The sequence below is a fragment of the Cupriavidus sp. FW216-B1 genome, assembly GCF_058789195.1.
Window position 1 is genome coordinate 1 of record NZ_JBYTEL010000023.1, and the last position, 26,380, is coordinate 26,380.

General features: G+C 61.7%; 24 protein-coding genes. 1 reads left to right on the forward strand and 23 read right to left on the reverse strand.

The features are described 5' to 3' along the window. Positions 1-40: 40 nt before the first annotated feature. The 22 genes from AC3WXD_RS29725 to rfbB all read right to left on the reverse strand — a co-directional run bounded on the left by AC3WXD_RS29725 (position 41) and on the right by rfbB (position 24,446). Positions 41-1,096 carry an acyltransferase family protein gene (locus AC3WXD_RS29725; RefSeq protein WP_492325246.1) on the reverse strand — a complete coding sequence of 352 codons (1,056 nt, stop codon included), beginning with the start codon at positions 1,094-1,096 and terminating at the stop codon, positions 41-43. Positions 1,097-1,128: 32 nt separating this feature from the next. Next, entirely contained in the window at positions 1,129-1,722 is a 594-nt protein-coding gene (locus tag AC3WXD_RS29730; protein WP_492325305.1) for a sugar transferase, read from the reverse strand. 2 nt (positions 1,723-1,724) lie between these two features. After that, positions 1,725-2,879, reverse strand: coding sequence for a DegT/DnrJ/EryC1/StrS family aminotransferase (locus AC3WXD_RS29735; RefSeq protein ID WP_492325247.1), 1,155 nt, complete (start codon positions 2,877-2,879; stop codon positions 1,725-1,727). A gap of 87 nt (positions 2,880-2,966) precedes the next feature. Then, a complete protein-coding gene (locus AC3WXD_RS29740) occupies positions 2,967-3,611 on the reverse strand; it encodes an acyltransferase (RefSeq protein ID WP_492325248.1) in 645 nt (214 codons plus the stop codon). A gap of 10 nt (positions 3,612-3,621) precedes the next feature. Then, positions 3,622-4,857, reverse strand: a complete 1,236-nt coding sequence (locus AC3WXD_RS29745; RefSeq protein ID WP_492325249.1) for a glycosyltransferase family 4 protein — start codon at positions 4,855-4,857, stop codon at positions 3,622-3,624. After that, entirely contained in the window at positions 4,854-6,086 is a 1,233-nt protein-coding gene (locus AC3WXD_RS29750; protein WP_492325250.1) for an oligosaccharide repeat unit polymerase, read from the reverse strand. The genes AC3WXD_RS29745 and AC3WXD_RS29750 overlap by 4 nt, the downstream gene beginning before the upstream one ends. 141 nt (positions 6,087-6,227) lie before the next feature. Further along, a complete protein-coding gene (locus AC3WXD_RS29755) occupies positions 6,228-7,472 on the reverse strand; it encodes a polysaccharide biosynthesis protein (protein ID WP_492325251.1) in 1,245 nt (414 codons plus the stop codon). Positions 7,473-7,734: 262 nt separating this feature from the next. Then, complete coding sequence (locus AC3WXD_RS29760; protein WP_492325252.1) at positions 7,735-9,294, reverse strand: hypothetical protein; 1,560 nt, start codon at positions 9,292-9,294, stop codon at positions 7,735-7,737. Positions 9,295-9,358: 64 nt separating this feature from the next. Next, on the reverse strand, positions 9,359-10,408 hold the full coding sequence (gene pseI, locus AC3WXD_RS29765) for a pseudaminic acid synthase (protein WP_492325253.1): 1,050 nt from the start codon (positions 10,406-10,408) through the stop codon (positions 9,359-9,361). Then, complete coding sequence (gene pseH, locus AC3WXD_RS29770; RefSeq protein WP_492325254.1) at positions 10,405-10,971, reverse strand: UDP-4-amino-4,6-dideoxy-N-acetyl-beta-L-altrosamine N-acetyltransferase; 567 nt, start codon at positions 10,969-10,971, stop codon at positions 10,405-10,407. Before pseH ends, pseI begins: the two co-directional genes overlap by 4 nt. Then, entirely contained in the window at positions 10,964-12,046 is a 1,083-nt protein-coding gene (gene pseG, locus AC3WXD_RS29775) for a UDP-2,4-diacetamido-2,4,6-trideoxy-beta-L-altropyranose hydrolase (protein ID WP_492325255.1), read from the reverse strand. Before pseG ends, pseH begins: the two co-directional genes overlap by 8 nt. Positions 12,047-12,051: 5 nt before the next feature. After that, positions 12,052-13,341 carry an aminotransferase class III-fold pyridoxal phosphate-dependent enzyme gene (locus AC3WXD_RS29780; protein ID WP_492325256.1) on the reverse strand — a complete coding sequence of 430 codons (1,290 nt, stop codon included), beginning with the start codon at positions 13,339-13,341 and terminating at the stop codon, positions 12,052-12,054. A gap of 5 nt (positions 13,342-13,346) precedes the next feature. After that, positions 13,347-14,117 carry a cytidylyltransferase domain-containing protein gene (locus tag AC3WXD_RS29785; protein ID WP_492325257.1) on the reverse strand — a complete coding sequence of 257 codons (771 nt, stop codon included), beginning with the start codon at positions 14,115-14,117 and terminating at the stop codon, positions 13,347-13,349. After that, positions 14,114-15,010, reverse strand: a complete 897-nt coding sequence (locus AC3WXD_RS29790; RefSeq protein ID WP_492325258.1) for an aldo/keto reductase — start codon at positions 15,008-15,010, stop codon at positions 14,114-14,116. The genes AC3WXD_RS29785 and AC3WXD_RS29790 overlap by 4 nt, the downstream gene beginning before the upstream one ends. Next, a complete protein-coding gene (gene pseC, locus AC3WXD_RS29795; protein WP_492325259.1) occupies positions 15,007-16,155 on the reverse strand; it encodes a UDP-4-amino-4,6-dideoxy-N-acetyl-beta-L-altrosamine transaminase in 1,149 nt (382 codons plus the stop codon). Before pseC ends, AC3WXD_RS29790 begins: the two co-directional genes overlap by 4 nt. Then, positions 16,152-17,153, reverse strand: coding sequence for a UDP-N-acetylglucosamine 4,6-dehydratase (inverting) (gene pseB / locus AC3WXD_RS29800; protein WP_492325260.1), 1,002 nt, complete (start codon positions 17,151-17,153; stop codon positions 16,152-16,154). The genes pseC and pseB overlap by 4 nt, the downstream gene beginning before the upstream one ends. 33 nt (positions 17,154-17,186) lie before the next feature. Continuing rightward, positions 17,187-18,137, reverse strand: a complete 951-nt coding sequence (locus AC3WXD_RS29805; RefSeq protein ID WP_492325261.1) for a UDP-glucuronic acid decarboxylase family protein — start codon at positions 18,135-18,137, stop codon at positions 17,187-17,189. A gap of 15 nt (positions 18,138-18,152) precedes the next feature. Further along, positions 18,153-19,514 carry a UDP-glucose dehydrogenase family protein gene (locus AC3WXD_RS29810; RefSeq protein ID WP_492325262.1) on the reverse strand — a complete coding sequence of 454 codons (1,362 nt, stop codon included), beginning with the start codon at positions 19,512-19,514 and terminating at the stop codon, positions 18,153-18,155. Positions 19,515-19,960: 446 nt separating this feature from the next. Then, positions 19,961-21,880: a polysaccharide biosynthesis protein gene (locus AC3WXD_RS29815; protein ID WP_492325263.1), complete on the reverse strand. Its 1,920-nt coding sequence runs from the start codon at positions 21,878-21,880 to the stop codon at positions 19,961-19,963. A gap of 30 nt (positions 21,881-21,910) precedes the next feature. After that, positions 21,911-22,462, reverse strand: a complete 552-nt coding sequence (gene rfbC / locus AC3WXD_RS29820) for a dTDP-4-dehydrorhamnose 3,5-epimerase (RefSeq protein ID WP_492325264.1) — start codon at positions 22,460-22,462, stop codon at positions 21,911-21,913. Then, positions 22,459-23,400, reverse strand: a complete 942-nt coding sequence (gene rfbD, locus AC3WXD_RS29825) for a dTDP-4-dehydrorhamnose reductase (protein ID WP_492325265.1) — start codon at positions 23,398-23,400, stop codon at positions 22,459-22,461. The genes rfbC and rfbD overlap by 4 nt, the downstream gene beginning before the upstream one ends. After that, on the reverse strand, positions 23,397-24,446 hold the full coding sequence (gene rfbB / locus AC3WXD_RS29830; RefSeq protein ID WP_492325266.1) for a dTDP-glucose 4,6-dehydratase: 1,050 nt from the start codon (positions 24,444-24,446) through the stop codon (positions 23,397-23,399). Before rfbB ends, rfbD begins: the two co-directional genes overlap by 4 nt. 233 nt (positions 24,447-24,679) lie before the next feature. Here rfbB and AC3WXD_RS29835 point away from each other — a divergent pair, with 233 nt between their 5' ends. After that, positions 24,680-25,513 (forward strand): symmetrical bis(5'-nucleosyl)-tetraphosphatase, encoded by an 834-nt coding sequence (locus AC3WXD_RS29835; protein ID WP_492325267.1) that lies wholly within the window; start codon positions 24,680-24,682, stop codon positions 25,511-25,513. A gap of 65 nt (positions 25,514-25,578) precedes the next feature. Here AC3WXD_RS29835 and AC3WXD_RS29840 read toward each other — a convergent pair whose 3' ends face one another. Continuing rightward, positions 25,579-26,379 carry a lysophospholipid acyltransferase family protein gene (locus AC3WXD_RS29840; protein ID WP_492325268.1) on the reverse strand — a complete coding sequence of 267 codons (801 nt, stop codon included), beginning with the start codon at positions 26,377-26,379 and terminating at the stop codon, positions 25,579-25,581. Between the last annotated feature and the right edge of the window lies 1 nt (position 26,380).

The window sequence follows — 26,380 nt, forward strand, 5'->3', positions numbered from 1 at the left end:
GACTTCTTCATCTGCAGAACTCCCTCTTAACGAGAAAATTCTACTTCTCCCAGCGGTGGATTTCAGGGGGTATTACCGCTGCAGCCAACACTCCCAAGGCCGGCGAATCCTGCACCTGCCGTTGCAGGAGGCCAAACGCAAAAAGAAAAATCGGTACGTGGACAATATACAACGTGTAGGAATACCTGGATGCCTTGCGGGCAAAGATGGGAATCGAGACACGCCCCTGCAGCATCAACGCAAGCAGGGCAAAGACGCAGAAACCTACAGCAATGTTGAAATGCGCAATCGTAACGAACCGGTCTGCGACAGCATCGTGAGCGTAGCTCGCCTCGAGGAAGCGGGCCCCAAACCATATTGCTGCCGCAAAGGAAGCCGCCGCCCCACTCCACCACCATCCCGGGCGGCGCAGTAGCGCATTGTCATGCAATACGGCAAGCAGATATCCGGCCCACCATACGGGAAGGTAATAGACAAATGCATCATTGTTCATTCCGTGCCAGACCACGGCACCCATCAGCGGCAAGGCGAGCAGCTTCCACCAACCTCGCGGCACGGCAAGAATGGCAGCCAGGACGTAGTACCAGACCTCGATAGACAGGCTCCACAAGGGGCCATTCGCATTCGGTGTGTCGGTGACAAAGCCGTTCAGCATCAGTGCTGCCCCGACCAATTGAGTCCTGTCGCTGATGAATGCGGACCGCGCCAGCGCATGTCCCGGCGCTACCAGAAATGCATTGGTTCCACTTGGGAAAAACAGTGGCGCGAGCTGGAGCAGAACGGCGATGAGCAACAGTGAAACCACGAGCGGCGGCCAGATCCTGATGATCCGGTCCGCGAGATACCTTGGCAGCGAGAACGAACCACCATGCCTGGCGACATTGCTCGACACGGACTTGCCGATCAGCAGGCCGCTCATGACGAAGAACACCATGACCGCACTCTGAGCAAACAATCCCATCACGGGGTTGAGCTTGTCGAATGCCGGCGCAACGAGGACCTGGTTCGCGTGCCCGATGACTACGGCAAACGCCGACAGTCCCCGCAGCGAGTCAAGCTGGCTGGATTCGGCGTTGGTCAGGGACCTGAACGTCATATGGCGTGGGGCTTACGCAAACAGTCGGGGCATTACGTGAACACGGCCACGACCGTGCGACAGATGATGCACAGGTCGAGCCAAAGCGACCGGTTCCGCACATACTCCACGCAATACCGCAACTTGGCCGGCATCACCTCCTCAACATAGGTACGCTCCGGATCCGCGCTGTGGCCGAGCAGAGCGTTCTCGTCCTTGTACTCGATCGATGCCAGATCCGTGATGCCCGGCCTCACGCTCAACACGGTCTCGCGCACGTCGGCCGGGTACAGCGCCACGTACTTGGGCACTTCCGGCCGCGGTCCGACCAGGCTCATTTCGCCGGTGAATACGTCGATCAGTTGAGCGAGTTCGTCGAGTTTGTACTTGCGTAGAAACGCGCCACTGGCGGTGATGCGACGATCTGCACCGATCGTGATCAACGGCCCCTTTCCCTCGCCCGACACGACCATGGTGCGGAACTTGTGGATACGGAATGTGCGCCCATGCAGGCCGACACGCTCCTGGCGGAAGAAAACGGGGCCGGGCGACTCCCGCTTGATGGCAATGGCGATGGCGGCAAATACCGGTGCCAGCACGAGCAGGCCGGCCGCACTGGCGACCAGGTCGAAGAGCCTCTTGATCAGCATCAGTTGAACGCGCTCCGAATGGTCCGGATGACGCGCTCGACATCTTCGTCGCGCATGCGCGTGTACAGCGGCAGCGTCAGCGTGTGCTCATAGATGCGTTGGCTGACTGGGAACATTTCGGGCGTGAGCTTGTAGGTGTCGCGCCAATATGGCTGCAGATGCAAAGGGATATAGTGGACGCTACAGCCGATGCCCTGCTTGAACAGGTGGTCGATCAGCGCATCGCGCGTGCACGACGCGCCTTCGGCGAGCTGGATCACATAGAGATGCCAGGAATGGATGTCGCCTTCGGCGGCGTGCGGCGGCAGGACCAGCGGCAGGTCGGCCAGTGCCTCGTCGTAACGGGCGGCGATGGCGGCGCGGCGCTGGTGGAACGCATCCGCCTTCCTCAGTTGATGGATGCCGATCGCGGAAGCGACGTCGGTCATGTTGTACTTGAAGCCAGGTGCCACGATCTCGTAGTACCAGCTCGGCGCGGTCGACACGAAACGGTCGAACGCATCGCGACTGATGCCGTGCAGACGCATGACCTTGGCGCGCTTGGCGATCTCCGGGTCGCGCGTGACCACCATGCCGCCCTCACCGGTGGTGATGGTCTTGTTGGCGTAGAAGCTGAACACAGTGGCGTCGGTGTCGAGCGTGCCGACCAGCTTGCCTCCGCTGGTCGCGGGCAGCGAATGCGCTGCGTCTTCCACCACACGCAAGCCGTGCTTCTTCGCGATCGCGATGATTTTTCCCATCTCCGCGGCGCGACCGCCGAAGTGCACCGGCATGATGGCGCGCGTACGCGGCGTGATGGCCTGCTCGATTGCGTCCGCGTCGATGCACAGCGTCTCGGCGCTGACATCGACGAATACCGGGTGGGCCCCCAGGTAGCGGATGACCTCCGCGGTGGCGGTGAAAGTATGGGTGGTCGTGATGACTTCGTCGCCAGGACCCACACCCACAGCTTCCAGCGCGAGGTGCAGGCCGGCCGTGGCCGAGTTCACTGCGATAGACTCCACGCCACCGCCAAGGAACGCAGAGAAGTCACTCTCGAACTGCTTGGTCTTCGGCCCCGTGGTCACCCAGCCGGAACGCAGCGTTGCCACGACTTCCGCGATCTCTTCTTCGCCGATTTCCGGCTGTGCGAATGGAAGGAAACTAGTGTTCATGGTAAAGCCATCCCTTGGCTTGAATGCTTCGAAAATTGGCCGTGCGTCGGCCTGCGAGACAGCACCGCGAAGCGGTGCGGCAGTATTTCACGATCCTGTGCCGGGCTCGGCGATGCGGCGCAGTTCCGCCAGCCGGTCGGGATCGAAATAGGTGTCGTCGATGCCGCCGTTGCGGACGAACTCGAGATCGTATTTTTCCGTGGTGCCGACAATGCGTCCCGGGTTGCCGACGACTACGGAGTGATCGGGTATGTTGCCCCGGACCACGCTGCCGGCACCGATGACGCAGCCCTTTCCTATCCTCGTGCCCGGCAGAATAATCGCGCCGCTCCCTACAAATGTAAAGGCTCCGATCACCACCGGCGACTGGATGAAGCCAGTACGCTGCGGCGTCGGTGTGGAGATGAAATGCCTGCCCAGCAAGCGAATCGACACGTGGCTGCTATGCGACAGCACGGCATTGAGCGAACTGATCTGTACGCCCTCCCCTATCTCCACGCCGCCGCTAGCATCGATCAGGCAATGCGGCCCGATCCAGCAATGGTCGCCGATGACAAGGTCACGCTCGGACAGTATCTTGGCGCTGGAGCTGACCCGCGTAAAGCGCAGGAACCTGCCGTCACGCCGAGAAAAATATCCGTAGACCATGAACGGGCGCAACAACATGCCCAGGACATTGAGCACCACCGATATCGCGTAACCGGCTGGGGAGAGATAGAGTCGGCGGAACATGGGGGTCCTTTCAGCGCAGCGTATCGGTGAAACGCACGAACGCATCGTGTTGCACGTACTGGTCGAAGCGCGGCGCCAGCGCGGCGGAGTTGGCTTTGCAGGCATCGAGCAGCTTGCGATCCGCGACCAGGGTCTCGATCGCAGCGGCCAGCGAATCCGCATCGCCGGGCGTGTACTGCCGCCCGAGCTGCTGACTGGCGATCAGGCGCTGGATCTCGCGTTCGAGCGAATTGACGGTGGCCACGCCTGCCGCGAGGTAGTCGTAAAACTTGATCGGCATCGACACCGTCGAATGCGCCAGATAGGTACTCAACCCGATGTCGCAGTACTTGTACATCAGGTTGAGGTCATTCGGATCCAGCCGACCCAGATAGACCACATTGCCACCCGGTTCTGCGCAGGCGCCCTCGAGCAGGCCGCGCTGGGGGCCGTCGCCGGCGAACAGGAACTTGACCGGCTTGCCGCGCAGCCGCTCTGAACCAGCCGCCTTCAGGATCGACTCCATGTCGTAGCCCGCACCGAGCGTACCGGCGTAGATCACCCATACGTCATTCGGTTTCTTCTGCTCCAGGCCAAGCCTGCGCAGGACGCCGCCACTCTCCTCGGCCATGGCCGCGCGCATCTGCGCGACGTCCACGCCCCAGTAAGACACACCAGACGGTACCGACGGTGCCGAGCGCACGCCTACGTCGCGGTAGTCCTCGGACACGCCGACAATCCCGTCGCACGCACGCAGGATCGAGGCCCGCCGCATGTACAGCGGCGCCAGCAGCAGACGCTCGAACGGCCGCAGCGGCTTGGGCAGGATCATGGCGAAGACTTCCGGCCAGATGTCGATGATGTCCGCCACGAGCTTGGCACCAATGCTGCGCGCCATCTCCACCACGTACTTGCCGTAGAAGATTGACGGTTCGGCCAGGACGATCAGGTCGGCCTTGTCCTGCGGGTTGGCCTTCACCCGCTGCGCGACATTCTTGGCGAAGTTGCGCTCGCTGCGAATGCGCGCCATCGAGACGTGGCTGCTGTACGGGGTGGTCGGCACGATACGGACGTTGACGCCGGTTTCCAGCCGCCGCTCGCTGTAGCCCTCGCTGCGGAATTTCTTGGAGCGGTGCTCGAAGTTCGATAGCCACCAGGTCACCTCGTGGCCGGCGCGGGCATAGGCCTCCGCCAGCATCGCGCTGCGGTACTCGCGCCACGCTTCTCCTGGCAAGCTGCCGTAGGGATTGACGATCCAGACTTTCATTTTATGATTTTCGCGACCAGGTAAATAAGGCAGAACTGGAGAATGACGAAAGGAAACATCATCACATCTGCAACAAAGAGGATTGGGCTCGCCAGCAACACACACATCAGTGCCGTCAGACACCCCAGAGAGAGAATCGAAGGCGAGCTACGAAACCAGCACCGACTAAGTGCAGTGAGCGTGCCAAGGATAGCTCCTGCCAAAACTAGCATGAGCCATCCTCCTTGTAAGTAGAAGGCCCCCGGCAGAGAGGGAAAGGCCCCCGCAAGGAACCAGTCAGTATCCGGAGTCTGAATGATATGCAGCTTTGCTGCCAGACCTAGGACAGTAATGAAAACCACAGTCGCAGAATTATTCACGTGACCATAGTCAGCTATAGCAACTGTGGTCGCAAAGCTATGCGAAAAATAGGAAACCGACATCACCAGCAAATTAAGCAGACTGGTCGACGTGTTCCTCGGATCCATATCTTCCAGCCACTCACTTGGAAACAGACCGAGGTCCTGAAGCACGCCGTAAGAATAGTCTGTCACGGATATGCCGGCTGCATCTGCGCGCTGAAGAAAAATAAATACAAAATACAATCCGCTAACAAAAATAAGTCCCAGTGCCAACCATAGCGACTTGCGGCTCGCCGTCGGAATGCCGGGATATACACGTCTACCCATCAGAATCCGGGTAGCAATATAGAACAACAGCGTCAGGATCAGCGTTGACCGGCCTCCCGTCAGCACGGTATTGGCGAAGGCAAGAAGCCCCGCAACCGTTCCGTAGACAATGACCCGCCTGCCGAGGCCGGCATACGGAAAGAGAACAATTGCAGCTATATAGCAGGAACTTAACAAATATCCCAGGGCACTAGCCGGGGATGATATCGCGCCCTCCCGTTCGGCCCCAAGTTCCCGCCATTGCTCCCGGGCGACAGCGAGGCCCGCCGAGTAGTCTATCCCCTGCACTACGATCTTGTCATAAGCTAGCGCAGCAGTTCCGAGCGCTGACAGGATCAATGCAATCAGCACCAGCCTGCGATCAATCGTCCACTCCGGTATATCAGCCGGGGCATCTGGCCAACGCTCCACAGCCAGATAACCAAGGGTCACTGCCAGTACGAAAATCAACTGAATCACCAACCCCAATAGCACCGCCTCTCCCATTGGCCTTACCGGCAGAATTAACTGCAGCAACCAATAGAAGCACCATGCGACGAGGAAACTCTTTAGTATCTTCACGACAAGTTCATCGACAGACACAGCAAGTAGTAGAGCGCATTTGACTGGCCCTGAGCCGCAACTCGTTCATCCGTGACCGCCGTAGCACGCCAATGATCGCGACGTGACTGCAGCGAGAAAACGGTATCTGTACCATCGAATTCATTTATCTCTCCCGACACGCAGTGCAGCGAATCCGAAAGCAAATGACATGAATGAAAGCAGCAATGTCAGGAAGGAAAATCTGAAGAGCATCGTAAACGAGACAGTATAATGGCTCACGATGAGCCAAAGAAAGATCGCACCCAACAAGACCGCACTCTGGCTGATAAATAGTAAACGTGTCTTTGCAGAAATGATCAGATAATTTGACCAGAAATCCGAAGCTCGAAATGCCGCAGCCGCCAAAAACAGCGGTATATAATTCGCCACTTCTGCATACTGACGGTAATGAGCATCAATTCCCCACTTGATGATATAGAATCCCGGAATAGCGCTCACAGTCAGAACAGTAAGGATTCCCAGCGATACCTTGCACGTTTGCAGACGCACGGACTCGGGACCGTCGTGGTAGACACGCGCGGCAAGCCCCGGAAAGAAATTGGCATTGATGGTCGCCTGGAAAGTCGATGCCATCGAGAGTAGGGTCCAGCCAAAGGCAAACTGAGCAAAAACCCTTTTATCCAATACGTCCACAGCAATCCAACGGTCGACGTTCTGAATTAGAAAGGCAAGAATCACACTGAACAGAAGACCGCTGGCAACATGCCATTCCGAACGACGGAGGTGACGAACGGCCAGGCGTGGTAGCAAGCTGAGTCCCAACGGGAAGCGCTGCCCCGCCCGTACGGATGCAATCACCGTTACAGCGGCCGTGAGCCCCAGTTCCGCCATCAGGACTGCCTCCGCGCTGCCCCATTTCAAAGCCGCGCACAGTCCAGCAATGGAGACAACGCAGCTACGCACAGACAACGTGACAGCAAACTCGACCTGCCTCAACCGACTCTTGCTTTCCGTGGAGATCACGCCGAAGAGTTGATTGCTCAGGCCGTGGAATGTGGCAAGTGCCAGGAGCAACCCCGCCGCCCCGGCAAGTGACGCGCCCGTCAGACTCAGAACAATGAGGGGAACGGCAGAAGCAAGAGTCACGAGTGCGACCTTGCTCATCAGCACCATACCGCGCATGACACGTCCAGCCACGAACAATCGCGGCATGTCCCGTTGCATCAGCAGATAGAGACCAAATGCGTTGACCATCCCGAGCGATGCGGAAATCAGCAGGCCAACGCTGAGGGTGCCGAACTGCTCGACATCAAGCACTTTGGCATACGCGAACATGCGGCACATCATCAAGATGGCCGCAAATCCATTTAAGCATGTGGTTACAAGATTTCGCTTATGGCTCATCGGTTATCGCGCTGTCGCCTCTATCCACAAGGCTGTGCTCAGATCGGGTAACTAGTACCCCGAGGACGATTCTGCGGCCTTGAGGTATTCGGTTGCGACTGGGGTAGTTCCCCCCCCACTTGCCGTGGACTAATTTCCGCGATGCGGCACTCTGGCTCCTGACCGCGCGCCAAAAGCCGGGGACGGGGGCAAACTGGTCAGCACCACTAAAGATACGAGGCGAGCTCGTCGTACTTGTATGCCCGTACTCTTCCGGTCCGCATTATCTATCGCCAATCGGCATGCGCTCCCGGATTGCGTCCAGATAGCGGAACACGCCACGCCGATGTATCGGACGGTACGTCGGCGGAATCGGCTTCTGCGCTTCGCGCAATTCCTCCCAGCGCCGCTCGTGCAGCAGCTTCAGCACGCGATCCTCGCCGCTGGTGTCCGATGCGACTTCGGTATCGTCGGCCTCGACGCGGCGAGTAAGCAGCAGCCGTTCGAGCCGCGTGGCGTCCGGTTCCGGATTGTACGCATACTGCGTGGTCGTCCTGGCGCGAATGTCATCCACGTACTGGTTGAAGCGAAAATTGAACGCGTAGGCAAAGCGCAGCACCTGCCGCGCGATCTCGTCCGGCATCTGCTGGCCGACCCTGGCCAGATTGGGTGCATCGTCGGGACCGTAGAGCTGGATCTGGAAGCCGGCGGTCTGGTAGATCGAAGTACCGAGGGCGATGATCTGCTTGCCCAGCGCACCGGCTTCGAAAGCAGCGCTGCCGCCATTGACCACCACGGCGTCGGCCTGGGCGATCAGGTCGAGGGTGTTCGCCCGCTCCTTGCTGCCGATGATATGCACGCCGCGCCGTTGCGCCCACTCGGTGTACATGCGCTCGGCAAGGCTGCCGTCCCGCAGGCCGATCTTCTCACCCCAGTTCGGATGGCAACGCAGGATGCAGCTGGCCGGATCCACCTCGAGGTGATCGAACAGGAAATCCAGCGCTGCTATCTGGTCAGGCCACCTGGTACGCCAATCGGGATGCCCGTCGAACTCGTTCAGACTGCTGGGAGTGATCAACAGCTTCAGGCCGCTTCGTTGCGCTGGCCATGCGAGGTCTTCGGCATTGCGATTGTAGGCGCGCCACTCCAGCGTATTCGTGCGCAGGAAGCGCGCAGCAAGCAGCGACGCAACGATGCGCGCCTGGGCTTCGGTGAGCGGCTTGTCCGCATATTCGCCGACCACGCGGCCGACTTCCCCGAGCGCCAGGCAGTTCTGGTCCGGAATCAGCAACAGGCCGTCGCCGAACCAGGTACGCTCCATCGAGATGAACGGGATACCCTTGGCTCTGGCCGCTTCCAGCAGTGCTCGCGGACCTTCCATGCGCCCATTGAAACAGACGATGCCATCCAGCTTGCGGTCGTCGATCCAGCGACAGGCGGCGGCGAAGGCTTCGGCCGAGCCGGTAGCGAGCCGCTGGTGCAGCGCATGGAATTCCCCGGTCTGCTTATCGGTCTGGCTTTCGGTGCGAAGAATAGTGCAGGCACCGGAAAACCCCCATTGCTGCGCAGCGTCCGCAGCGGCCTTGGCACCGGCCGGATCGCGATAGCGCCGCATCGAATCCACCCCCGGGGCGAACGAGCGGATTCCGCCCATCGTGCACTTCAGGCATTCCTTGGCCGAACTCGAACTATCTCGCAGCTCGCGCGTGTAACACTCCGACAGCGCGCTGTCGCAACTGAGATAGAACACTTCGTGCCCGCGCGCCTTCATCATCGACGAAAGGAAGTAGACGTGTTCTACGTGTGGGCGATAGGCATAGATTGTGGCAAAACCGAGACGCATATAGTAGTAGTTATGGGTGCAAACAAGACCGGCGCGGCAGCGGCGGCAATAGCCGTGACCTCGCTCAGGCGAGCAGGTCCCAGGCGAGCGGCGTGCCGCGGCTGATGTCCCGCTTCACCGCGCGGCCCAGCACCTGATCGAAGTGCCGTGGTGCGAGGCCGAAACCGGGCCGGATAGCTCGCACGCTCGACGCGTCGAGTACGTCGCCGGCCTTGAGATCGCGCGTAATGTAGAGCGAGCGGCGGAACACCAGCGATTTCTGCTCCGCTTCGGTGGGGCCATAGCTCACTCCGCCGAGGCCCTGCCAAGCACGGTGCGTTTCCACTACCAGCGACTTGAACTCGGCTGGCTCGAGAGAGAACGTCGAGTCCACGCCGCCGTCGGCGCGGTCCAGCGTAAAGTGTTTCTCGATCACGGTGGCGCCCACGGCGATACTCGCCACCGACACGCCCACGCCCATGGTGTGGTCGGACAGGCCCACTTCGCAGCCGAACAGCTCTCGCATATGGGGAATGGTGCGAATATTCGTATTCTCGGGCGATGCCGGATATGTGCTGGTGCATTTCAGCAGGATCAGGTCCTTGCAGCCCGCCTCGCGTGCGGCACGCACGCTCAGATCCAGCTCGGCGATGCTGGCCATGCCGATGGAGATGATCATCGGCTTGCCGGTACGCGCGACCTTGCGGATCAGCGGGATGTCCGTGTTCTCGAACGACGCGATCTTGTAGACGGCCACATCGAGCCCTTCGAGAAAATCGACCGCGCTGTCGTCGAACGGCGTGCTGAACGGAATCATGCCGTGCCCGCGCGCGCGCTCGAAGATGGCCTTGTGCCATTCCCAGGGCGTATGCGCCTCGTGGTACAACTCGTAGAGCGACTTGCCCTTCCAGAGACTCTTGGGGTCCGAAATGAAAAATTCGCGCTCGCGGATATCCAGTGTCATGGTATCCGCCGTGTAGGTCTGGATCTTCAGCGCATGCGCGCCCGACGCCGCTGCGGCGTCGACGATTTCCAGCGCGCGGTCGAGCGACTGGTTGTGATTGCCGGACATCTCGGCGATCAGGAATGGCTCATGCTCGCGGCCGACCAGGCGTCCGCCGATATTGATCGTCATTTCGATGCTCCTTCGGGCAAGAAACACAGCGCGCGCAGCGCCTGCCGGTCACTTTCCCATTGATTGCTGAATTTGGCGAAGCACAGGATATCCTCGCGCCGGCCCTGCTTCATGTAGTGCTCGACGAGACGGCCCTCTTCGCGGAAGCCGAGCTTGCGGTGCAGCCCCACCGACCCCTGGTTGAAAGCGAACGCCTCCGAGGCCAGCTTATAGATGCCCAGCGTATCGAACGCATGGGCCAGCGACAGGTAACCGAGCGCCGAGCCGGTGCCTTTCGGTAGATCCTGCTCGCCCAGGTAGAAGCCCCAGGTACAACGCTGGTGCTCACGGCTGATTCCGGTAAACGAGCTGAACCCAACCGGCACGCCACGCAGCGCGAACACGGTGAACGATGCGCTCGGATGCTGGAGCGCCGATGCGAACCAACGCGCATGCTCTTCGGGCTTGATCAGGTGGTCCGTGTACATGTTGCTGCGCACCGGCTCGCTGTTGCGCCAAGCCAGCAGGATGTCCCTGTCTCCCTCACGGATCGGACGCAGTTCGCAATCGTCGAATCTATGCATGCTGCCGGCCCTCGTAGATCAGGTCAGCCGCTCCACGCGGCTGGCGCCGGGCCAGGGCCGTGACGCGCCTCGACATTGCTTGCCGTCCGGCGCCATCGGCCTGCATGGCAGCCACCGCCCGGGCGATGTCGCTCGGTGTGACCGTCGACACATCGCCCAGGTTGACGATATAACCGGCCCCGGCCAGATCGCCAGCAGACTTGCGCTGATTGTCGGCCAACACGATGGCGATGGTCGGCAGGCCCAAATAGCAGCGCTCCCATGTAGCGGAACCGCAGGCCCCGATCGCGATATCCGCCCGGGCCATCAGCTCGGCCATGTTGCCTACCTGCACATGCAGGCAGGCGTTAGGCGTGCGTTCACACAAGATCCGTACCTGCTCACGATGCGGCGCGGCGGCACCGAGCACCACGTCGATGACAATGCCGGCGGCGGCGGCATCGCGCAGGCCGAGCAGCGCGATGCCGGTGGCATTGTCTTGGTCCATGCCTCCCATGAACAACAGGACACGCCGGACCGGGCCCTCCGTGCGTTGCACGCTGGCGGCGGCGGTGAATTCCGGCCGCAGCAGTGCATAGCCCGGACCCAGCAGGCACGTGCAGTGCGCCGGCACGAGCCCACTATAGCGCCGGTCCATGTCACTGTAGTAATTCTGGTCGAGCAGGAGGTCGCAATCGTGGCGGCGGTCGGCCACGTCGTCGATGGCCATGATGCGCGGCGCGTGGCCGCGCATCGCCTGCTCCCACCGCCAGTCGATGCCATAGTGGTCGACGACCAGCCAGTCGGGGGCCCAGCCTGCGAGCACGGCGGAGCTTTGCGCCAGATCCTCTTCCCAGGCAACGCCCAGCCATGCGCTATGAGCCAAGTCGCCGACATGCCTGCCGGCCGCCGGGGGCAGCACATGGCACGCATAGCCCCGCTCGTCTAGCAGCGCCGCCGCCCCGCCCGGATGATCGCGGCTGATGAAACGCACCTCGGCTCCGCGCTCGCGCAGGGCATCGGCCAGCGTCAGGCAACGCATGACGTGGCCTGACCCGATCTGCACGGAAGCATCGGCGCGAATTGCAACCTTCATGGCAATCAGCGTACCTTGAACAGCGGCTCGAGCGGCGCGCACTTCAGCATCTGCTCGATGCCGCCGTCGCGCACCGCCTGGACCAGCATCGGCAGCGTGTGATCGTACGCGGAGAACAGCTTGGCGATGTCGGCGTCGGTATGCTTGTAGCCCATGTTGTGCGTGCCGAACGTCAGTATGCCCTGGGCCAGCATCTCCTGCATGAACAGGGTCTTCAGATGCCACATCGGGTAGCGCGCGGTGTCCTTGATCAGCAGGAAGCTCCAGCTCGGATGCCCGGAAACCGAGAGAAAATCGTCGGCACCCAGTGCGGCGATGCGTTGGCGCAGGCCGTCGATCACCACCTGCCCCTGGCTTGCCAGGGTGGCGGTGACGGGCTCGCGTTCGAGCTTCTTCATGGTGGCAAGCGCCGCGGCCAACGACAACGTTTCGCCGCCGAATGTGAACGAGAAGAAGATTTCCTCCATCAGTTGCATGACATCGGCGCGGCCCGCGACGGCGGAGACCGGATAGCCGTTGGCTAGACCCTTGCCGAAGGTGGCCAGGTCGGGGGTCACGCCGAACAGTTGCTGGGCACCGCCGTTGGCGTAGCGGAAGCCAGTGATGGTTTCGTCGAACACCAGCAGCGCGCCGTGCTTGTGCGCCAGTTCCTTGACCGCCTGCAGGAAACCCGGGGCCGGTTCGACCACGTTCATCGGCTCGAGGATGACCGCGGCAACCTGGTCCGGATGGGCTTTGAAGATCGCATCGAGACTGGCGATGTCGTTGTATGCCCAAGAGTGCGACAGGTCGCGCGTAGCCTGCGGCACGCCGCGGTTGCGCGCAGTGGTGCCGATGTACCAGTCCTGCCAGCCGTGATAGCCGCACACCGCCACGTGGTCGCGGCCGGTAAACGCGCGCGCCACTCGCACGGCGCCGGCGGTGGCATCGGAGCCATTCTTGCCGAAGCGGACCTTCTCCGCACAAGGAACCATCGACACCAGTTGCTCTGCCACTTCCATCTCGAGCCGATGCGGCAGCGAGAAGATGATACCGTCCTCCAGTTGCGCCTTGACCGCGGCGTCAACGTCGGGATCGCTGTAGCCCAGCGTCAACGCGCACAAGGCGCTGATCATGTCGACGTATTCATTGCCGTCGACATCCCACACGTGGCTGCCGCGACCGCGTTCGATGAAATACGGCGATACGCCGAACGGGTATTGCGTGCGGCTCTTGCTGAACGTCTGCGAACCGAGTGGAATGGTGCGCAAGGCGCGTTCGAGCAGGGCTTCAGACTGTTGATAGCGTTGCGACATGATGTTCACACACCTCGAGGTTGTTGGTCGTCTTGCACAAGAGATTTCAGGTAGCCTGCGTTGCGGACCTGTCCGGAATTGATTTCCAGCAGTTCGGGCCGCTGCGCCATCAGGCGTAGCACATCGGCCATCAAGAAGGCGGGATTGCCACGGTACAGCGCCTCGTAGATTGCCTCGACGAAGACCATGTCCGATGGCTCGTCCACGGTCCACCGCAGCGACGACAGGTCCTTTTTCCGCGTGAGCCCGCCCAGCCGGAAGCGCTCCGGATGCTGATAGATGAAGGAAGTGACATGCTCTCGCTGCGAAGGCAGGCTGGCCTCCCTCCAGATCGTCTCGAGCACGCTGAAACGGAACACTTCCACATCGAGCCCGTCCGGATAAGTGGGCGGCAGTACATTGCTGGCATAGTCGTAGCCGCCGTCACGATAAAAATCGATGACCGCATCGATGACTTCATGATCGGCCAGCGGGCAGTCGGCCGTCAGCCGCACGACATGCTCCGGCCTGATGTCCTTCACCGCCGAGTAGAAACGGTCCAGCACATCGTCGAGGCTACCGCGAAACACCTCCACGCCAGCCGCAGCGCAACAGGCCGCGAGCGCATCGTCGGAGGGACTGTCGCTGGTGACCACCATCAGCCGGTCGATGTTGCGGGCGCGCCGCAGGCGCTCGATCTGCCGCAGGATCATTGGCTCGCCGAGCAACGGCTTCAGGACCTTGCCCGGCAGGCGCGTCGAGCTCGTGCGCGCTTGCAGCAGTGCCATCACGGTCATTGATACTCCTTCTTCAGCCCGGGCCAGTTCGACGGCATGACAGCTGCCGATGGCGCCATATTGCATTCCGCGAAATCGAGATCGAGATAATCAGAGCTGCGCTCCCATGCCGCGGCGATCTGCCCAAGCTGGCCCTGGTCGAGCACGCCGACCACGACGTGGTCGATCGCGCCTTGCTGTCGCAGGAACGCGAGGCTGCCCTCGAGCTGGCTCGCACCGGCCTTCCTGCATATGGCCTGGAAACGACTGAAGCCGGGCACCAGCGCATGCAGGAATGCCGGCAACTGCTCGGACAGCAGGACGCCCTGCAGGAATGCCGAGCGCGTGTGGATCTCCACGCCAGCCGTCTTGAGACGCTGCAACTCGCCGGACGCGGTGAAAGACTGATCCAGGATGTTCAGCGGCAGTTGCATGGCATCGATGCCGAAACACTGCGTCGCGGCGCGCGCTTCCTCCACGCCGTAGACCGATACGCCGATACGCTCAACCAGTCCTTCCGCCTTGAGCGCCTGCAGCGCGGCGTACAGATCCTGGCCGCCCTCGCCCAGCAGGTCGCCCGCGTGATGCACCAGCAGGCCATCGAGGCGGTCCACTCCGAGATTGTGCAGGGAGTCGCGCACCCCCTGCACCACCCGCCGGATCGCGGCGGCGTCCGCCACGGCGCCGGCGAGCGGCAAGGTCTTGGTATAGATGCGGAAGGCGCGAGCGGTATCGCCGCTGCGGCCAAGCACACGCTCGCTATCGCCGTAGGCCGCGGCGGTGTCCAGCACCTCCAGGCCCAGTTCGCGCGCGCGCGCCAGAATGCGGGCCACCTCGTCCCCGGAAACCTGTCCGGCCGTATTGGTGATGCCATAGGGCAGTCCGAACTGCACCGTTCCCAACGCCAGCTTCATGCAAGTATCCCGCGCAGCGTGGACGTGACGTACTCTTGCTGCGCATCGGTCAGGCCGGGAAACATCGGCAGGCTGATCGCGCCCGCATAGTAGGCCTCGGCGTTGGGGAAATCGCCGTCCTTGAAGCCGAGCTCGCGATAGTACGGCTGCGTGTGCACGGGGATATAGTGCACGTTGACGTGGATGCCCGCCGCGCGCAACGCGTCGAACACGGCTTTACGGCGCGCGGTGTCGTGCAGCACAACCGGATACAGGTGAAGACCGGACAAACCATCCGAATGCTGAAGCGGCACCGTCACGGCGGCTCCGGCGAGCAGTTCGTGGTAGCGGCGTGCCAGTTGGTGGCGCCGCGCCACGAAGGCATCGAGGCGATGCATCTGGCTGACGCCCAGCGCCGCCTGCATGTCGGTCATGCGGTAGTTGTAGCCCAGTGCGACCTGCTGGTAATACCAGGCACCGTCCGCAGGGCCTGTCATCTCGTCCGGGTCGCGCGTGACACCGTGCGAGCGTGCCTTGCGCATCGCCTCCGCCAGATCGGCCCGGTGAGTTACGCACAGTCCTCCCTCGGCAGTGGTGATGACCTTGACCGGGTGGAAGCTGAAGACGGTGATGTCGGCGTAGTCGCCGCATCCGATCGGCTTGCCCAGATAACGGCCCCCGATGGCATGGGATGCGTCCTCGATGATCGCAAAGCCATACTCGTCACCAAGCGCGCGGATAGCCTTCATATCGCAGGACTGGCCGGCAAATGCCACCGGAATCACCACCTTGGGCAGGGCATCGCGCGCCGCGGCGTCCTTTAGTTTGGCAGCGAGCGCATCTGCGCACATGTTGTAGGTGCGCGCATCGATATCGACGAAATCGACGCAGGCGCCGCAGTAGCGCGCGCAGTTGGCCGACGCGACAAAGGTATTCGGCGTCGTCCAGACCGTGTCGCCAGGACCCACGCCCAGCGCCATGCAGGCAATGTGCAGCGCGGAAGTGGCACTGTTGACGGCGACCGCTTGCCCGCCACCAACGTAGGCCGCGACTGCTGCCTCGAAGGCCGGCACTGCCGGGCCCTGCGTCAGGAAATCGGACTTCAGGACGGCTACCACCGCCTCGATGTCATCCGCCGAGATGTCTTGCCGGCCGTAGGGAATCATGCCATCGCCTTGGCGTTGAATTCGCGGATTTCCTCCGGAGTGAGGAAATGCGGGTTGTTGCCGGAGTTGTACTCGAAGCCCTGGCTGACGCGCACGCCCTCCTCGCCCAGCGCATTGACCGTGTAGTCGATGTCCGAGTGATGGAACTTGATGGTCGGGCGCAGGACGTAGTGGTCCTCAAATTCAAGCGTGAGGTGCGAGTCGTCGGCGGGGCACATGATCTCGTGCAGCTTCTCGCCGGGGCGGATGCCGATCACGCGCGTGCCGACGCCGGGCGCCACCGCTTCAGCCAGGTCGGTAATGCGGATCGACGGAATCTTCGGCACGAAAATCTCCCCGCCGTGCATGCGCTCGAAATTCTTCAGCACGAAATCGACGCCATCCTGCAGGCTGATCCAGAAACGGGTCATATCCGCATGCGTGATCGGCAGTTCCTTTTCACCCTTGGCCAGCAGTTGCTCGAAGAACGGGACCACCGAGCCACGCGAGCCGACCACGTTGCCGTAGCGGACCACCGCGAACGAGGTCTGGTTGGCGCCGACCATATTGTTGGCCGCGACGAACAGTTTGTCCGACGCCAGTTTGGTCGCGCCGTAGAGGTTGATCGGGTTGGCCGCCTTGTCGGTCGACAGGGCGATCACCTTGTGCACGTTATTGGCGATCGCGGCGTTGATGACGTTCTCGGCACCGTGAATATTGGTCTTGATGCACTCGAGCGGGTTGTATTCCGCGGCCGGCACCTGCTTGAGCGCGGCGGCGTGAATGACATAGTCGATCCCGCGCATGGCCTGCGAAAGACGCTCACCATCGCGCACGTCGCCGATGAAGTAGCGCATCGCCGGCGCGTCGATCTCCTGCTGCATCTCGAACTGCTTGAGCTCGTCGCGCGAATAAATCACCAGGCGCTTGGGCTTGTAGCGGCGCAGAATGGTGCGCGCGTACTTCTTGCCGAACGAGCCCGTACCGCCCGTGATCAAAATAGACTTGTTATCAAACATTGCGTATCTCTTCTGAAGTATGAGCTGAGCCGCTTATACAAAGCGCTTGAAGTAATCGACCGTCTTGGCAAGTCCATCGCGGAAATGCACTGAAGGGTTCCAGCCGATTACTTCTTCAGCAAGGCGGGTGTCAGGGCGGCGTTGCGTGGGATCGTCGGCCGGCAGCGGCTTGAACTCGATGGTCGAGCGCGAGCCGGTCAGATCGATGACGTGGGTTGCCAGTTCGAGCATCGTCATCTCGTGCGGGTTGCCCAGGTTCATCGGGCCGGTGAATTCCTTCGGCGTGTCCATCATGGCAATGAAGCCGTCGATCAGGTCGTCGACGAAGCAGAACGAACGCGTTTGCTTGCCTTCGCCGAACACGGTGATCGGTTCGCCGCGCAGGGCCTGCATGATGAAATTCGACACCACACGACCATCGTTCTGATGCATGCGCGGGCCATAGGTGTTGAAGATCCGGGCGACCTTGATCTCCAGGCCATGCTGGCGATGGTAGTCAAAGAACAGCGTTTCGGCACAGCGCTTGCCTTCGTCGTAGCAGGAGCGGATGCCGATCGGGTTTACATTGCCCCAGTACGCCTCGGGCTGCGGATGCACTACCGGATCGCCGTAGACCTCGCTGGTGGAGGCCTGGAAGATCCTGGCGCCGAGCCGCTTGGCCAGGCCGAGCATGTTGATGGCACCATGCACCGAGGTCTTGGTAGTCTGCACCGGATCGTGCTGGTAGTGCACGGGCGACGCCGGGCAGGCCAGGTTGTAGATCTGGTCCACTTCCACGAACAGCGGGAAGGTCACGTCGTGGCGCATGAACTCGAAGCGGGGATTGCCCAGCAGATGCTCGATATTCTGCTTCGCACCGGTAAACAGGTTGTCGACGCACAGGACTTCGTTGCCTTGCTCGATCAGGCGGTCGCAAAGATGCGAGCCAAGGAAGCCGGCACCGCCGGTCACCAGGATACGCTGGCGGGAATTGTAATTTCGCATGTTCAGGACTTTGTTCTAGGAACGGCCAATGCCGAAATACTCGAAGCCCTGTTTCTTCATCGAAGACGGATCGAAAAGATTGCGGCCATCGAAAATCAGGGGGGTCTTCATTTCGCTGCGCATGGCTTCGAAATCGGGACTGCGGAAAGCCTTCCATTCCGTGACGATCACCAGCGCATCTGCGCCGTCCAGGGCAGCCTCCGGCCGGTCGGCGAAATGCAGGTGCTGCAAGGCTTCCGGCCGGCCGGCCAGATCCTGGGCCAGCACGCGGCGCGCCTCGTCGGTCGCCACCGGGTCATGCGCATGCACCACGGCGCCGCGCGCCAGCAGTTCCTGAATGATGACGCGGCTCGGCGCCTCGCGCATGTCGTCCGTTTCCGGCTTGAAGGCCAGGCCCCAAATCGCGAAGCGCTTGCCGACGAGATCGTTGCCGAAGCGCGCCAGGATCTTGTCGATCAGCACGCGCTTCTGTGCCTGGTTGACCTGTTCGACCGCGTCTAGCACGTGCATCGACTGGCCGAATTGCGCTGCGGTCCTCGCCAGCGCCTGTACGTCCTTCGGGAAGCACGAGCCGCCGTAGCCAATGCCGGCGTACAGGAAGCTGTAGCCGATGCGGGGGTCGGAGCCGATGCCCTGGCGCACTAGTTCGATGTCTGCGCCGACACGGTCGGCGAGGTTCGCCAGTTCGTTCATGAAACTGATGCGGGTAGCCAGCATGGCGTTGGCCGCATACTTGGTGAACTCCGCCGAACGCACATCCATGAAATACATGCGCTCATGATTCCGGTTGAATGGGGCATAGAGCGTGCGCATCATCGCCTTTGCCTTGTCGCCAGCCGCGTCGGCAGGTACTCCCACCACGATACGGTCGGGACGCATGAAGTCCTCGACTGCGGCGCCTTCCTTCAGGAATTCGGGATTGGAAACGACCGCGCAATCGAGATGAGATGCCTGGCGCTTTGCCAGCTCTTCTGCGACCGCGGCCTTGACCTTGTCCGCGGTGCCGACCGGCACCGTGGATTTGTCGACGATCACCTTGAATCCGTCCATGTACCGCCCGATGTTCCGGGCCGCTTCGATGACGTATTGCAGGTCTGCCGAGCCGTCTTCGTCGGGAGGCGTACCGACTGCGATGAACTGGATGTCGCCGTGGGCCACGCTCGCGGCCACGTCCGTCGAGAATTTCAGGCGGCCCGCCGCGCGGTTCCGGTCGATCAGGGCCTTCAGGCCCGGTTCATAGATGGGGACCCCGCCACCGTTGAGCAAATCGATTTTCTTGGCGTCTACGTCAAGGCAAAAAACATTGTTGCCCAATTCGGCCAGGCAGGTTCCTGTCACAAGCCCGACATAGCCGGTTCCGATAATAGTAATTCTCATTTCTCAAGCCAATATTTGCTTACACAAAGCGGCAACCGGAAGAAAAAACTGCTCCGTCGCCATGACTTCACATTCCCGAAAATAGTCCGCCGCCGCAATACAGATCTTCACGCTTCCAAACAAGGCATTCTCCGATGCGTAACCGGGTATTGACGGTTCGGGACTCGATTGGAATGCTGCAGCCTGGCATGCACGAATCTGCAAGCCAGGTGAGGAAGACAAGGGAGAAGGCTGCGCGAGCGGCTGCGACAGAACGCAAGACCGCGTCCCGTCCCCGTCTCTTGTCCGCTTGCTCAATGGCCGGCACGGGACAAGAAAATTGCCGATATTTTGCCACAGTTTGGATACGCCGAAATGAAACGGCACCAAGGCGAGACGAAGACGCCACACGGCACGCGATAACCGGCGTACTCTGCGTGACCTGAGGCTTGACCATCGTTCCGTCCTCAGCGCAGCAGGCGAATCCGGGGTGCCGGCTCTTCATGCAAGTGGTCCTTGATGTCACGGTCGGGACGAAAACCCGACACGCATTCGAGAAGAATATTCCGGATTGCTTCACAGTCGTTGCAGTCGCAGGCTGCGATAAGGCCGCGCATTTCTTCGTCGAGTTTCTCCCGACTCAGGCAGGATTCATCCGCTTTCATGATGCGCGGATGTCCGGTGCCGCTGACGGCATCCCCGATCAGGAGTTCCTCGTAAAGCTTCTCGCCCGGACGCAGGCCGGTAAATGCGATCTCGATATCCCCATTCGGATTGTTCTCGTCGCGCACCTGGAACCCGCTCAGGTGAATCATGCGGCGGGCCAGATCGACGATTTTCACCGGCTGGCCCATGTCGAGCACGAATACCTCGCCGTCGCCACCCATTGCACCAGCCTGGATGACAAGCTGAGCGGCCTCGGGGATCGTCATGAAATAGCGAATGATGTCCGGGTGGGTGACGGTCACCGGACCGCCGTTGGCGATCTGCGTCCTGAACAGGGGCACCACCGAACCACTCGATCCGAGCACGTTGCCGAAGCGCACGATGCTGAAGCGGGTGCGCACCTGCGGGTCCTGCGCGAAGGCCTGCAGGCAAAGCTCGGCCATGCGCTTGCTGGCGCCCATGACATTGGTCGGCCGCACCGCTTTGTCGGTCGAAATCAGCACGAACGCCTCTACGTTGGCGCGGATCGCCGCCTCCGCCGTGACCCGCGTGCCGACTGTGTTGTTCAGGATGCCCTCGGTCATGTTGAATTCGACGATCGGCACGTGCTTGTAGGCCGCTGCATGGTAGATCGTCTGTACGCCGTAACGGGACATAATCCCGTACACCCGCTCGCCGTTCTGCACCGAGCCAAGCACCGGCACCAGTTCGATCGACAGCCCCTTGGCCGCGATAGTCTGCTGGAGCTCGTATTCGAGCGCGTATAGGGCAAACTCGGACTGCTCATACAGAACCAGCCGCAACGGGCTGTTCTTGACGATCTGTCGGCACAGCTCTGAACCGATCGAGCCGCCCGCGCCGGTCACCATGACGCTCTTGCCATTGATGTTGCTCATCAACAGCTTCTTGTTGGGCGCCACCACATCACGGCCCAGCAATTCGTCGATCTCGACCTCGCGCACATCATCCAGGCGTACCTCGCCGGAAACCATCTCGGCCATGCCTGGCACGGCGCGCACCTCGACAGCCAGCGGCTCGAGCGCGTTCACGATCTCAATACGCCTGCTGCGCGCTGCCGACGGGATGGCGATCAGCACCTGCTGGACCGCAAAACGCTTGACCAGGACTGGCAACTCGTCCGCGCCGTGGACTTTGATCCCGGCGATGCTGAGGCCACGCTTGGCGGAATCGTCGTCGACGAACGCCACTGGCTCGTACTCCGTGCCGACGCCCAGTGCCACGGCAAGTTGGCGGCCTGCGTCTCCGGCACCGTAAATGATGACTTTCTGCCCGTGGCGGGCGAACGACGGCAGCATCCGAAACGCAGCCCGCACAAAAAACCGGCTGCACACGATGTAGACGATTGCGAGCAGCCAATAGATCAGCAATGCGCCACGCGGCACGTTGGACAGGTTCAGGAAGAAAATCAGCGAACCGAATATGCCGATCGAAATGGTGACCGCGGCCACGATCGTCAGAATGGCACGGTCCTCCATGTATCTGACCACCGACCGGTACAAGCCCAGTTTGATGAAGACAGGGATGGCAACCAGCGAGGTAACGAAGTAGATCCCGATCGGATACTGCGAACTGACCTGCCAATGATCCGTGCGCAAGCCGACAGCCGACCAGAGCGAAAGCGGCAGCAGAAAGAAGTCGAGCACCAGCATCAGAAGGATCTTTTTCTGGCGCGACATCTCGGAGATTTTCTTGAGCAGCATGATTAGTGTTGAATAGGTCGTTGCGTCATGTCAGGCAAAGACTTCTGCCTCGGCAAACGCACTGCCCTGACGGTCCTTTTCGGACTGTATCGCGGTTCCCTCCAGAGGCCAGCGGATACCCAGTTGCGGATCGCCCCACGCAAGGGTTTTTTCATGGCTCTGGCTCCAGTACTCCGACGTCTTGTAAATCACTTCCGCTGCATCGGACAAGACCAGGAATCCATGAGCGAATCCCGGCGGTACCCAGAGTTGCTGGAAGTGCTCTGCGGACAGCTCTATTCCTGCCCAATGTCCAAACCGCGGCGATGCGCGCCGCAAATCCACCGCCACATCGAAAATCCTTCCCGAAATGACACGAACCAATTTTCCCTGTGGCTGCCCGACTTGATAGTGCAAGCCACGAATCACATTTTTCACGGACCGGCTGTGATTATCCTGCACAAACGCGCCTGTGAAGCCGGTTGCACTTTCAAAATCACGGGCATTGAAGCTCTCAAAAAAATATCCCCGCTGATCCGCAAACACCTGGGGTTCGAGAATCAGCACCTCCGGAAGTGCGGTCGGTGTCGCTTTCAGCCTCATGCCAGCCGCCCCTCGGCAAGTATCTGATCCAGCAAGTGGTGAACGCCTTCCCGCCAGTCCGGCAGGTGAATGCCGAAGGTCTGCCGCAGCCTTGCCGTGTCGAGGCGGGCGCTGGCCAGACGCGGGGCCGGCAACGGATATTCGCTTGCAGGAATCGCCTGTAGTTGGTCAGGACCGGCCTTCAGCGCTATGCCATGCTTCGCCGCATAGCCAAGTACCTCGCTCGCGTAGCCGAAGGGACTTGTCTCTCCGGCAGCGGCAAGATGGAAGATACCCGCCGCAAAAACCTGCCGTTCGCCGAAAAGCCAGTGCCGGGCAACGATCTGCGCCGTAACGTCGGCAACGAGCGCCGCACTTGTCGGTGCGCCGAAGCGGTCGGAAATCACGCGGATGGACGTTTGCTCGCGCCCGAACCGCAACATGGTCTTGGCAAAATTACTGCCATGCACGCCCGCAACCCAACTGGTGCGAAGAGTCAACGCCGCCGCACCCGCGGCGGCAATCGCCCGCTCTCCGGCGGCCTTGCTCTTGCCGTAGACGGAAATCGGATTGACCGCGTCACTTTCCGTGTAAGGAGCATGCTGGTTTCCGTCGAATACGCAATCGGTCGAGTAGTGGACCAGGAGGCTGCCGAGCCGCTTCGCCTCTTCGGCAAGGATGCCGACGGCGGTCCCATTGACGGCGAAGGCCCCCTCCTCATCCGCCTCTGCCCTATCCATGCCAGTGTAGGCGGCCGCATTAAGGATGACGTCGGGACGATGTTCACGCACCACACGCCGGATCATGTCCGGCTGCGTCAGGTCGCACGCGGCGCGGTCAAGAGCCACTACCCGGCCAAGGGGGGCAAGGGCCCGCCGCAGTTCAAAGCCAACTTGTCCGTTTCTTCCTGTTACAAGAAGAGTCGGCGCACCGCATGACACATTACTCACATTACTCATCCCTGCATCTTCCTGCGCTGTCCGGACGCAACATTCGAAACCCACGACTGGTTGTCCAGATACCACTGGACGGTCTTGCGCAGGCCGGTCTCGAATGTCTCGGCACATGTCCATCCCAGTTCCGCTCGTAGCTTGCGCGCATCGACGGCATAACGTCGGTCATGCCCGGGGCGGTCGGCCACGAAGGCTATCTGGTCCCGATAGGAACCGAGGCCCTTGGGGGCTAGTTCGTCCAGCAGGTCGCACAGCGTCTGCACCACCGCGAGGTTGGTCTGCTCGTTACCGCTGCCGACGTTATAGGTCTCGCCTACCTTGCCCCAGGCCAGCACGCTGCGCAGCGCGGCACAGTGATCGCCGACATAGAGCCAGTCCCGTACATTGAGCCCATCACCGTAGACGGGCAGCGTTTCGCCGGCCAGCGCCCTCATGATGACCAACGGGATCAACTTCTCGGGAAAATGATAAGGACCGTAGCTATTGGAGCAGTTCGTCGCCAGGACAGGCAAACCGTAGGTGTGGTGATATGCCCTTACCAGATGGTCGGCCGCGGCCTTGGACGCCGAATACGGGCTATTGGGTGCATACGCTGTCGCTTCCGTGAAGGCCGCCTCATGGGCTTCGAGCGATCCGAAGACTTCGTCCGTGGAGACATGCAGGAAGCGAAAGGACTCACGCTCGGAGCCATCAAGATCGCGCCAGTAAGCCCGGCTGGCCTCGAGCAGCGTGAAGGTCCCGACAACATTGGTCTGGATGAATGCCGCCGGGCTCGCAATCGAGCGGTCGACGTGGCTTTCTGCCGCCAGGTGGACCACGGCACGCGGCCGGTACGCCGCAAAGAGCCGATCGAGTGCTCCCCTGTCGCAGATATCGGTCTGGGAAAAGACATGACGCCCGTTGCCTTCGAGCGATGCCAGGGAATCCAGGTTGCCGGCATAGGTCAGCTTGTCCACGTTGACGACGGCATCGGCGCGATCGTCGCGCAGCCAGTCGAGAACGAAGTTGGCGCCGACAAAACCGGCGCCACCAGTGACAAGAATATGGGACAAGACCTGTGCTCCCTGCTATCTAGGTATTCGAGAACACGGCGATCGCCAAGTCTCCGCCTGGCCCGGTTGGGGCGGCATCATGTTAAGTATTTGCAGAAGTGGCGGTATTCTATCCGACAGAATCCCCTAGCTTGAGATGCTCGCCCATCTTTTTGTAGCCTGTTGTAACGTATCTGTACCGCCAAATACCAGCAGCATGAGGCTCTGACACAATATTTAACCACTTCTGATTTGTGACTCAAAACCCTCTTTTCGCCATCGGCGACCTCCAAGGCTGCGCCGGTTCGTTCGACGAACTGCTCTCCCGCCTTCCCACCGACAGCACCCTGCGCTTCGTCGGCGACCTCATCAACCGCGGCCCCGCTTCCCTGCGGACGCTGCGCACCGTGCGCGCCCTCGGCGCGCGCGCCGAATCGGTGCTGGGCAACCACGACATCCATTTCCTGGCGGTGGCCGCGGGCGTGCGCAAGCGCGGGCGCAGCGATACGCTGGACGAGATGCTTGGCGCGCCGGATTGCGATGAATTGATCACATGGCTGCGGCACCGGCCGCTGGCCATCCGCGAGGGGGGTTTCCTGCTGGTCCATGCCGGTGTATTGCCCCAGTGGACCGCCGCGCAGACGGTGGAGCTTGCCCAGGAGATCGAGGAACAGCTCCGGGGCGCCAACTGGCAGGGTTTTCTCGCCGACATCTTCGGCAACGGCGCCGACCGCTGGAGCGACGGCCTGCGCGGCATCGAGCGTCACCGCGTCGTCGTCAACGCGCTCACGCGCCTGCGCTTTTGCAGCGCGGATGGCGTGATGGACCTGAAAACCAAGGAGGGGCTTGCCGATGCGCCGGCCGGGGTCATGCCGTGGTTCGACGTCCCGGGCCGCCGCACGGCCGACACCACCGTGGTGTGCGGCCACTGGTCCACGCTCGGGCTGGTGATGCGGCCGAACCTGATGGCGCTGGATACCGGCTGCGTCTGGGGCGGCAAGCTGACCGCCGCGCGGCTGACGGCGGATCCGGCCGGGCGGACGCTGGTGCAGGTCGAGTGCCCGCAGTACTGCGACCCGCTGGCCTAGCGCAGCCGGTTTATTGCGACGTAGCCGGCGCGGGCGAGCCGTCGTCCGCGAGGCCGGGCAGGTCGTCAGCGGGCGCGGCCGGCGGCGCTGGCGCTGTTGACCCGCACGACCGCGTCCACGGCGTGCTGCCGGGCGCCCTGGCTCAGGTGGCTGACCACTTCGCGCGCGGCTTCGGCCAGTTCGCGGCGGCTGGCCGACGTTGCGTGCAGCGCGGGGGCGAAGCTCAGGCGGGCGGTGATCGGGCCGGAGCGCAGCACGGCGTTGAGCGTATCGAGCAGGCTCAGGTCGCCGATGTACGCGGGCGCGGTGGTCGGCTGTCCGGTGGCGGCGTCGAGGTAGGACAGCCCGACCGGCTGCACCGGCAGGCCGCCGGAAACCGGCGCCTGCATCAGGTTGGCGTGAAACGGCAGCACGCTGGCGCCGTCGGTGGTGGTGCCTTCGGGGAACACGCAGACGAGGTCGCCCTGCAGCATCACGTCGGTGATGGCGTGCAGCACGCGGTGCGCGTCGCGCTTGCGCGCGCGTTCGATGAAGATGGTGCCGGTGTGGCCGCACAGCCAGCCGATCACGGGCCAGTCGCGGATCTCCGACTTGGCGACGAAGCGCGGCGGGTACCAGCTATTGATGACGTAGATGTCCAGCCAGGAGATATGGTTGGACACCACCATCGCGCCGCGCGGCGGCAGTTCGCCCGGCTCCAGCCCCTGGACTTCGAGCGTGATGCCGCAGATGCGCAGCAGCCGGCGCGACCAGCGCCGGATGTGCCAGCGCCGGGACTCGGCGCCCAGCCACGGGAACAGCAGCGCGCAGGTGACGATGCCGCGCAGCAGGTGGAGGATCAGCGCGGTCTTGCGCAGCCAGGTCATG